Source organism: Sulfurovum sp. bin170, assembly GCF_010892395.1.
Taxonomy (GTDB): Bacteria; Campylobacterota; Campylobacteria; order Campylobacterales; family Sulfurovaceae; genus UBA1140.
Genome location: NZ_JAACKB010000210.1, coordinates 1 through 10207, shown reverse-complemented (window position 1 = coordinate 10207; position 10207 = coordinate 1). Strand labels below are relative to the sequence as shown.

Here is a 10207-nt window from a genome sequence, read left to right as displayed (position 1 = left end):
TATTTATAAATATTGGGATATTTATGACTTCTACTCTATGGAGAAAAATAAAAAAAGTGAAGATGAGATTCTGTATGATTTAGAGGATTTAATCATCGACTCTTGTCAACTTAGAATGGTATCTGATGTTCCTGTTGGCGTTTTTCTAAGTGGAGGGTATGATAGCTCCACTGTGACAGCACTTCTACAGAAAAATAGTAAAGAGAAAATCAGAACTTTTACCATTGGATTTATGGAAAAAGAGTTCAATGAAGCCAATGATGCGAAAAAAATTGCTAACTATCTAGGAACAGACCATACAGAATACTACTGCACGGCAGATGATATGTTAAAACTAGTAGACAAACTTAGCTACCATTGGGATGAACCTTTTGCTGATGACTCTGCACTACCTACAATGATTGTCTCTCAACTAGCCAAAAAAGATGTCTCTGTTGCACTCTCTGCAGATGGTGGGGATGAAGTCTTTTTCGGTTATAGCAAATATTTTGCAATAAAAAAGATAGAAGCACTGAGAAAATCAAAATTCAGATTCAGATATAGAGTTTTGAAAATAGTTGCAAACACGCTAAATGAAACTAGTGTGACTTTTTTAAATTCACTGCTTCCAAAATCGAAAAAAGAGTCAAATATTGCTGATAAATTCAAAAAATTCAAAAATATGATTAATTCCAATAGTTCAGAAGAGATGTTCATTAGAGCTAGTTCAGTAGTAGAAGCTAGTTTTTTAGATGATGTTCTGGTCGATGGAGCATTTAAAAATTTTGAAAAAGTCTCATTTGGAGATTTTAAAAAGAATAGTAACCTAGACACAATTGACCAGATGATGGCAATGGATTATAAAACATTTATGGTAGATGATGTTCTCTGCAAAGTAGATAGAGCTACGATGAGTCTCTCTTTGGAGGGGCGTGAACCTCTTCTTGACCATAGAATAGCGGAGTATATGGCTAGGGTTCCTTCAGATATTAAGTATAAAGATGGCGATGGGAAATATCTTCTGCGTAAAGTACTTAATAGATATATACCCAAAAGCATAACAGATAGACCAAAATCAGGCTTTACAGTGCCTCTGAAATTTTGGATTCTAAATGAGTTAAAAGAGGAGGCACTCAGTGCTTTAGAGAATAAGATATTAATAGAGGATGCAATTATTAAAGAGTCCTCTTTAAAAAAAATTAGTGAAGATCTGAAAAATGGGAAAATAGAGAATCCAACTTTTATATGGATGATAATGGTATATGTTATGTGGAGGAAAAAATGGTAAGAGAGACAAATTTAATATTTTTAGGGGGAGAGGATGTCAGTAGCCGTATAGAGATTTCAAAAAAATTTATAAAACTTGGTTACAACATCAATATTATTGGTACAGAAAAAGAGGATAAGTTTATTCAAAACAGTATTGATTATGAGCAGTATAGTTTTAGTAGAGAATTTGGAGCATTTAGTGATATAAAATCTATCTTGAATCTACGAAAAATTTTAAAAGAGAAAGAGGAGAATACTATTGTTCATGCGTTTGATACTAAACCTACAATATTTTTGCCACTAGCTTCAATTGGACTGAAAAATATTAAGGTAAGTAGAACTATTACAGGTATGGGGCGTATATTTACAGAAGATAATCTAAAAAATAGGCTTCTAACAAAAGTCTATAATATTGTTCAAAAATCAATTAAGCCAAGAGTTGATTTTACTATATTTCAAAATGATGATGATGCTAAATATTTTTCACAACACAACCTATCTGCTGAAGATAAATCAAAAACTATCAAGAGTAGTGGTATTGATTTGCAAAACTTTAGCACAGAAATTGATAAAAGTAGAGTAGAAAAATTGGTAGAAGAGTTGTCGATTGATAAGAGTCAAAAAACATTTATTCTAGTTAGTCGAATGGTAAAACAGAAAGGAATTTTGACCTATCTTAAAGCTGCGAAGTTGTGCTATGAAGAGGGGTATAGATATAACTTTCTATTGGTAGGTCAACTTGATACAGATGAGTCAATTAAACTTGAAGAGATCGAGGCTTATGGTGATTTCGTAAACTATTTAGGTAGAAGAGAAGATATAAAAGAGCTACTCTCACTTTCAGATATTTTTGTACTGCCAACTTACTATAGAGAGGGCGTTCCAAGAGTACTGTTGGAAGCATCAGCTATGGGATTAGGATTAATTACAACGAATATGCCAGGGTGTAAAGATGTTGTGACCGATGAGTATAACGGTAAATTAATGGAGATAGAGAATGAAAAAGATCTCTGTAGCAAGATGATATATATGGCTGAGAACAGAGATAAGCTAGAGATATATCAAAAAAATGCAAAAGTTAAAGTGGAAGAGTTTGACCTAGATAGAGTAGTTGAGAATTATCATAATGTATATAAAAAAATAGGAGTATAAAATGTGGAAAGTACAACTGTTTAAACTAAATTACGACCATAGAGAGAGTGAAGCTGTCAAAGATATAGTTGATAGTGGATGGATAACTATGGGTGAAAAGACAAAAGAGTTTGAGGATAAGTTTGCTGATATGTTAGGTGGAGATATTTACGCTACAGCAGTATCTAGTGCAACAGCATCACTTCATATGGCACTCTTGGCACTGGATATTAAATCTGGTGATGAGGTGATTATCCCTGCTCTTACTTTTGTGGCTGATATTAATGTGGTTCGAATGGTGGGAGCCACACCCATACTTGCTGATTGTAGCAATTATAATAACTGGAATATCACCGCACAGACTATAGAAGAGCAGATTACTGATAAGACAAAAGCTCTTATTTTGGTTCATTTTGCTGGTTATCCATGTGAGATGGATGAGATTGTAGAGCTTTGTAACAGACAGAATATTGCTCTTATTGAAGATTGTGCTCATGCCCCTGATGCGAAATACAAAGGTCAAGCTTGTGGAACATTTGGTGATTATGGATGTTTTAGCTTCTTTACCAATAAAAATCTATCTGTTGGAGAGGGTGGGATGTTGACCACCAAAAGTGAGAAACTTGACCAACAGGCAAAGTACTTTAGAAGTCATGGGATGACAGCCCTTACACTAGATAGACACAAAGGACGAGCCATCACCTATGATATTGCACAGTCAGGACTTAACTATCGTATTGATGAGATGCGTTCTAGTTTGGGACTCGTGCAACTTGATAAATTGGATGATGCAAACCGTAGTAGAAAACTTTTGGTGGAGCGATATATCGCAAATCTATCAGAGGTCAAAGAGTTCTCTATTCCATTTAGAGATTTGACAAATATTGAGTCGGTATATCATATTTTTCCAATCCTTTTAAACCATGGGATAGATAGAGTAGCTCTTATTGGACGACTCAAAGAGATGGGGATTCAATCCTCTATTCACTATCCTGCATTTAAAGATTTCAGAGCATTTAGAGAGATTGGACTGAACTCTGCTCCTATAGCTGAGGATATTGCAACTAGAGAACTGACTCTCCCACTCTATCCAACCATGACATTTGATGAGGTTGATTTGGTGTGTGAAAGTCTCAAAAAAAGTTTAGACAACTTGCAAAACTCTTTGGAATCGGAGACTTTAGTCCCGAACATTACGAGGCTAAAGCCATCGGTTCATAGTTTAGCAAAAAAAATATTAGGAGGTAAGTAGCATGAATATACTGAATTTAATCGGTCGAGAGGATGAACTGTTTGATGAAGATATGCAGAGATTTGGTGAAGAGTTAAGCTCTATTGTCGAGAGTTCCTCATTTCTAGTTATTGGTGGTGCGGGAAGTATCGGACAGGCTGTTACCAAAGAGATTTTTAGACGCAATCCTAAAAAACTGCATGTGGTTGATATTAGTGAAAACAATATGGTTGAGCTAGTTAGAGATATACGAAGCTCTCTAGGTTATATTGATGGTGAGTTCAGAACCTTTGCACTAGATGTTGCTAGTAGGGCTTATGATGCTTTTATCAAGTCTGACGGAGAGTATGACTTCGTACTAAATCTCTCGGCTCTAAAACATGTAAGAAGTGAAAAAGACCCCTTTACATTGATGAGAATGATTGAGGTCAATATCGAAAATACCATCAAAACCATTGAGCAGTCAAAAAAGCATGGTGTCAAAAAATACTTCTGTGTCTCAACGGATAAGGCTGCCAATCCTGTCAATATGATGGGGGCATCCAAACGCATTATGGAGATGTTTTTGATGCAAAAGAGTTTGGATATTCCAATCTCAACAGCACGATTTGCCAATGTAGCTTTTAGTGATGGTTCTTTGCTCCATGGATTTAATCAGCGTATCCAAAAGAGACAACCACTCTCCGCTCCTACTGATATTAAACGATATTTTGTAACACCAAAGGAGTCAGGAGAGCTTTGTCTGATGAGCTGTCTGCTTGGAGAGAATAGAGACATATTTTTTCCTAAGTTGAGTGAAAAACTACATCTTATCTCATTTGCTGATATTGCTGTTAAATATCTTGAAGAGATTGGCTATGAACCATATATTTGCAAAACAGAGGATGAAGCAAGAAGTTTTTTTACTCAAAATTCAAAATTCAAAATTCAAAATTCAAAAAAGTGGCCTTGCTATTTCTTTGAGAGTGATACTACAGGTGAGAAAGATTTTGAAGAGTTTTTTACCGACAAAGAGATTTTGGATATGGATAGATTTGAAAATTTAGGAGTAATAAAAAATGAACCTATATTTGATGAGAAAAAGTTAGAGTACTTTTTATCAAAAATAGAGAATATTAAACAGCAAGATAGATGGGCTAAAGAGGAGACAATTGAGCTCTTTTTTAGAATGATTCCAGACTTTGGTCACAAAGAGACTGGTAAATTTTTAGACAATAGGATGTAGTTATGCAAAGATTATTTGATATATTTTTTTCAGGATTAGCGTTAATGGTTTTTTCGCCTTTTTTAATTCCAGTAATGATAGTTTTACGATTTACAGGAGAGGGTGAGATTTTTTATATACAGCAAAGAGTAGGTAAAAATGGTGATATGTTTGGACTATTTAAATTTGCTACGATGCTAAAAGATAGCCCAAGTATGGGAACTCAAACGATTACAGTTAAAGGTGACTCAAGAGTACTACCTTTTGGTAAATTTTTACGACAAACAAAAATCAATGAGTTACCTCAACTTCTAAATATCTTAATAGGAAATATGAGTGTTATAGGCCCAAGACCTCAAACCAAGCGTTGCTTTTTTGCTTTTCCAAAAAAATCACAAAATGCAATTATTGAGGTAAAACCAGGTCTTTCAGGTATCGGTTCTATTATCTTTAGAGATGAAGAGTCTATGTTAGATGACAATAAAGTTGATAGATTGAAATTTTATGATAATATTATAGCCCCTTATAAAGGTGAGCTAGAGCAGTGGTATGTAGCAAATCAAGGTATATCAACATATATGAAGCTAATCGTTCTGACTGTTTGGGTTGTTCTATTTTCAAAAAGTAGAGTATATCAGAGAGTTTTCAGTAATCTACCAACTGTTTCAAAAGAGTTAAAAGGTTATTTATAATAGACTTCTTGCAAAACTTATTTGGAATCGGAGACTTTAGTCCCGAACATGACGAGGCTAGAGCCATCGGTTCCTTATATGCAATCTGCATTTTCGGAATCGGCGTGTTTACACCCGAACTATTTGGTTTAAAAAAAGCTTAATTCAATGGTATTGGACTTTAGTCCCGAACATGACGAGGCTAAAGCCATCGGTTCCTAACTTTGGAAGAATTTTAATAAAAAAATAAAAAGGTATTAGATGAGAATAAGTGTGATAGGCACAGGATATGTAGGTTTGGTTAGTGGAGTATGTTTTGCAGAGATGGGAAACAGTATAATATGTGTAGATATTGATAAGAAAAAAGTAGCCGAACTAAAAGAGGGGAAAATTCCCATCTATGAACCGGGTTTAAAGACTATGGTTTTAGAAAACTATAAAAAAAAGAGTATCAAATTCACTACCGATATTAAGGAGGCTCTGGATAATTCAAATATCTGTTTTATCGCTGTTGGTACACCTATGGGAGAGGATGGAAGTGCTGACTTACAATATGTCCTTGCCGTAGCAAAGTCAATTGGTGAAAATATGAAGCATCATATGTTTGTAATTGATAAAAGTACTGTTCCTGTAGGTACTGCCGATAAGGTAAAAGAGATGATTCAAACCCAACTTGATATTCGCAGTTCAAATTTGACTTTTGATGTTATTTCAAATCCTGAGTTTCTAAAAGAGGGTGCAGCAATTGAGGATTTTATGAAGCCTGACCGTGTTGTAATTGGAGCTGATTCACAAGAGGCTATTGATGTCATGAAAGAGTTATATTCACCTTTTACACGAAGTCATGACAGGTTTATCTCTATGGATATCAAGTCTGCTGAGATGACTAAATATACAGCAAATGCGATGTTGGCTACCAAAATCTCTTTTATGAATGAGATATCCAATATCTGTGAGAGAGTTGGAGCAGATGTCAATCAAGTTCGTAATGGTATAGGAAGTGATAGTCGGATTGGGTACTCTTTTATCTACCCTGGTTGTGGATATGGTGGTTCCTGCTTCCCAAAAGATGTACAGGCACTGGCTAAGACAGCCAAAGATTATGGATATATACCTAAAATTCTTGACGCTGTTGAAGAGGTAAACTATGCACAGAAGCGAGTGATTTCAGATAAGGTTGTTAAAAAGTTTGGAGAGAACTTGGAGGGTAAATCATTTGCTGTTTGGGGATTGGCATTCAAACCAGAAACAGATGATATGAGAGAGGCTAGTTCTATTGTGGTTATCAATGAACTTACCAAAAGAGGAGCCAAGATTAAAGCTTATGACCCAAAAGCACGACACGAAGCAGAGAACTTTTATCTCAAAGGTAATGAGCGTGTAGAGTATGTTGATAGCAAATATACAGCCCTCTCTGATGTAGATGCTCTTATCCTATTAACAGAGTGGAAAGAGTTTAGAAGTCCTGACTTTATAGAGATGAAGAAACGACTTAAAAATGCTATTATCTTTGATGGGCGTAACCAATACAACAGAGATACTTTAGCAAAAAGTGGATTCAGATACTATCAGATAGGAGTTCAGTAGTTCCATTAATAACCAATCCAACATTTTTAATACCATGCTGTTTTACCATATCTTCTAAGTTAGAGACAAATGATTTTTTAGCAATCTGCTCTCGTATAACAATGAGATTTATATCAGCATGTTGCATGAGATATAGCGTATCGGCTACCATAGAGAATGGAGCAGTATCTATAAATATAAAATCATACTCCTTTTTTAGCCTAGCTATAAGCGACTCCAGTTTGTCAGATAGAATCAAATCAGAGGGATTTGTTACACTGTGTCCAGCTGTAATAATATCTAGGTTTGGATAGGCAGTGGGTAGGATAATATCTTCAATCTTATCGCGTTTGTTTAGAAGATAGTCGCTTATCCCTTTGTCATTGGTTATGTTAAAGTAGTTATGAATTTCTGGTCTATATAGATTTAGGTCTATGACAATAGATCTGTAGTCTGCCATCTGAAATATAGCACACAGATTTGCTGTTATTACTGTTTTTCCCTCTTTGGGTGCATTGGATGTTACTAAAATTATATTACTTTTGTCAACTTTCCGTATAAATTGAAGAGTTGTCCGTATGCTACGAAAATTCTCTGATAACTTTGACTCTGGATGATCTGAAATCTCAAATCCTGTATCTGCTGTGATAGGTAAAGAGCCATATATAGGCAAAGTAGTAAGGCGTTCAACCTCCTTTATATTTTGAACTCTATTAATCATAAAATTACGCAAAAGGGATAATAACACAGCAAAGACAGAGCCAAACAGGGTGAAAATCACTAAGCTTGATAACCTTTTTGGTTTAATGGGTATACCGTTTGAATAGGCTCTATCAACTATCTCATAATCAGAAATAGTTGCTACTTTTTTCATCTCATTTTCTGATTTTTTCTCAAGAAGATATGAGTACATCTTCGAATTTACCTCATAGTTTCGTCTTAATCCGATAAGCTGTTTCTCTTTTGTTGGTAGAGTTTTTAGACTCTCTTCATACTCTTTTTTTAGAGAGATTAAATCTTTCTTTCTAGCTGATATATTGGATTTTAGACTCTCTATATTTAACAAAATGGTTCTCTTGCTTCTGGCTATATCTCTTCGTACAGCTCTCAAATCAGGGTGTTTCTCTGTAAAATCTCTTCTTAGTTCACTTGCTCTTCTTTGCAGGTCTTGTAGTCTCTCTATAACTCTAATGGTAGGCTCATCTTCAAGTTCACGCAGAGTGGGGGTAATACTATCAAGATTTTTATTATGTTTTACAAATGTTAGTAGATTTGAGATTAGTCTCTCTCTTATACTATTTTCAGAGAGTTCAACCTCAACAGTGCTAAGTCTGTTTATAAGTGCTTCTGATTGAATAGATGGTTCAATAACAGAGTTTGAGACTCTATACTCTTCGAGTTGACTCTCTGATAACTTCAATTTTTTTCCTGTATTACCCAATTGCTCCTCGATAAAATCCAATATCTTATTGTTTTTTTTACTCTTGTCTTTTATACTTTGTGCTATATATACATCTACTAGAGCATTAATATATGCCGTAGCTCTGGATGGGGAGGTGTCTTGATAGGCAACTTTTATGAGAGAGACATTCTCATTTAGTCTGGATACTTTTAGATTTTTTCTAATTATCTTCTCATATATATTCCTATTATTGCCATTAAATTTAAAATATATTGGTTTTTTTAATTTGGATTTTTTATCAACAATAAATCTAAATTTATTTGTTTTAACACTCTCTCCATAGTTATAAATTTCTGAAGCTATAGTATCATCTATCTTGATGCGAAAGCCATCACCTGCAGGTATGAGTTTTATTTTTTCACCTAAAATATCCTTATTAAAAAATTTTATCTCTCTAATATCAATCGGAAATTCTAAAAATATCTCAACCTCCTTATAACCCTCCTCTTTAAAATATTGTATTTTTAGATCTATTTTCTCAATAGGTTTTTTATTTGCCAGTCTCTCAATAGCTCTGTTATTTGTATAGAAAGTCTTTAAAATAGCTAACTCTTGGTCAACTTCACTATTACCCGATATTGACAAAGCACTACTAAGGGGGTCAATATCTCGCAGTCTCTCCCCTCCTCTAGTTTCAGATTTGATTTTGATAATGGCATAAGACTCATATATTGATGGCTGAAAATATAGATACAGAAGAGTCAATATAGCCGATATGGCTGTGATTGAGAATATTGACCACTTGTAGGGTTTAATGGTTGAAAATAGCTCTACAAGAGGATTCTCTTCTGTTTTCTGTTTACTTCTGCTTATCATCGCATCTCTTATTGTGATAATAGTCTAATAGTAAGAAATGGTGTCAGGGCATTGGTGATAAGCTGAAAAATTGGATTAATTTCACCCACTTTACTGTTAAACACAGCCATACCTTTTGGAACAACATATACAATATCATTAGGACGAATCATCTGATTTGCTGTTGCGATAGAGTTTGCATCGGTGAGACTTATAATCTTTGTCTGTACACTATCTCCATAATTCTTTAGTATCATGATAGATTGTCTGTTGGCACCTCTTGTCAAATCACCCGCCACAGAGAGTAGTTGTAGAAGTGGAATCTGCTCATTTCTAAGCTCTATAGGCCCAGGATTGTTTACCTCACCAAGAATAAATGCTCTTTTATTCACAACCTCTACCTGTATACTTGGATGTCGAAGATACTCTCTAAATCTACTCTCTAACCTATGTTGAGCTTCTGGTTGCGTTAATCCTGCGATTTTTACATCATCGATAAGTGGCAATCTGATGATTCCATTGGAGTTAACAAGCAACCCTTGACCCAAACCACCATCTGTACCTAAAGTTCCATTATTGGTACTAAGCTCTGGTCGTTTATATGTGATAATGGATACTCTATCGTGTGGACGAATCTTATATTCAAATTTTGCAGAATCAATATAGGTTGTCTCCATAGTACGATTCAGATTCTCTGCTCTGCTACCATCTTGTATAGATGGACTTTGATTAAAAAGAACAAACTCCTCTTTTATGCTACATGCTGTTAGGTTTATCAATATTATTATATATAATATAACTCTCTTCATCTCTATATTTCCTTTTAAAATCATTAACCATCTAGTTAATTCTATTCTATTTTATTTATATTTTAACATAAAAAGAGTGAATATCAAAAT

The 10207-nt window shown here is 34.5% G+C and carries 8 protein-coding genes; 6 read left to right on the top strand and 2 right to left on the bottom strand.

Annotated elements, in window-relative coordinates:
* The 6 genes from GSY74_RS05035 to GSY74_RS05010 all read left to right on the top strand — a co-directional run.
* Positions 1-1267 (top strand): asparagine synthetase B (locus tag GSY74_RS05035; RefSeq protein WP_164664016.1); only part of this gene is annotated, 1267 nt, incomplete at its 5' end.
* Positions 1261-2400, top strand: a complete 1140-nt coding sequence (locus GSY74_RS05030) for a glycosyltransferase (protein WP_164664015.1) — start codon at positions 1261-1263, stop codon at positions 2398-2400. The genes GSY74_RS05035 and GSY74_RS05030, both read left to right, overlap by 7 nt.
* Before the next feature lies 1 nt (position 2401).
* Positions 2402-3631 carry a DegT/DnrJ/EryC1/StrS aminotransferase family protein gene (locus GSY74_RS05025; protein ID WP_164664014.1) on the top strand — a complete coding sequence of 410 codons (1230 nt, stop codon included), beginning with the start codon at positions 2402-2404 and terminating at the stop codon, positions 3629-3631.
* Position 3632: 1 nt separating this feature from the next.
* Positions 3633-4835: a UDP-N-acetylglucosamine 4,6-dehydratase gene (locus GSY74_RS05020; RefSeq protein WP_164664013.1), complete on the top strand. Its 1203-nt coding sequence runs from the start codon at positions 3633-3635 to the stop codon at positions 4833-4835.
* 2 nt (positions 4836-4837) lie between these two features.
* Positions 4838-5506, top strand: coding sequence for a sugar transferase (locus GSY74_RS05015; protein ID WP_164664012.1), 669 nt, complete (start codon positions 4838-4840; stop codon positions 5504-5506).
* A 240-nt stretch (positions 5507-5746) separates the two neighbouring features.
* Complete coding sequence (locus tag GSY74_RS05010) at positions 5747-7072, top strand: UDP-glucose/GDP-mannose dehydrogenase family protein (RefSeq protein WP_164664011.1); 1326 nt, start codon at positions 5747-5749, stop codon at positions 7070-7072.
* On the opposite strand, the gene GSY74_RS05005 is transcribed toward GSY74_RS05010, so the two are convergent.
* Together GSY74_RS05005 and GSY74_RS05000 are read right to left on the bottom strand one after the other, a co-directional pair.
* On the bottom strand, positions 7044-9329 hold the full coding sequence (locus GSY74_RS05005; protein ID WP_164664010.1) for a tyrosine-protein kinase: 2286 nt from the start codon (positions 9327-9329) through the stop codon (positions 7044-7046). The genes GSY74_RS05010 and GSY74_RS05005 overlap by 29 nt on opposite strands.
* Before the next feature lie 8 nt (positions 9330-9337).
* Entirely contained in the window at positions 9338-10117 is a 780-nt protein-coding gene (locus tag GSY74_RS05000; RefSeq protein WP_164664009.1) for a polysaccharide biosynthesis/export family protein, read from the bottom strand.
* Positions 10118-10207: the final 90 nt, after the last annotated feature.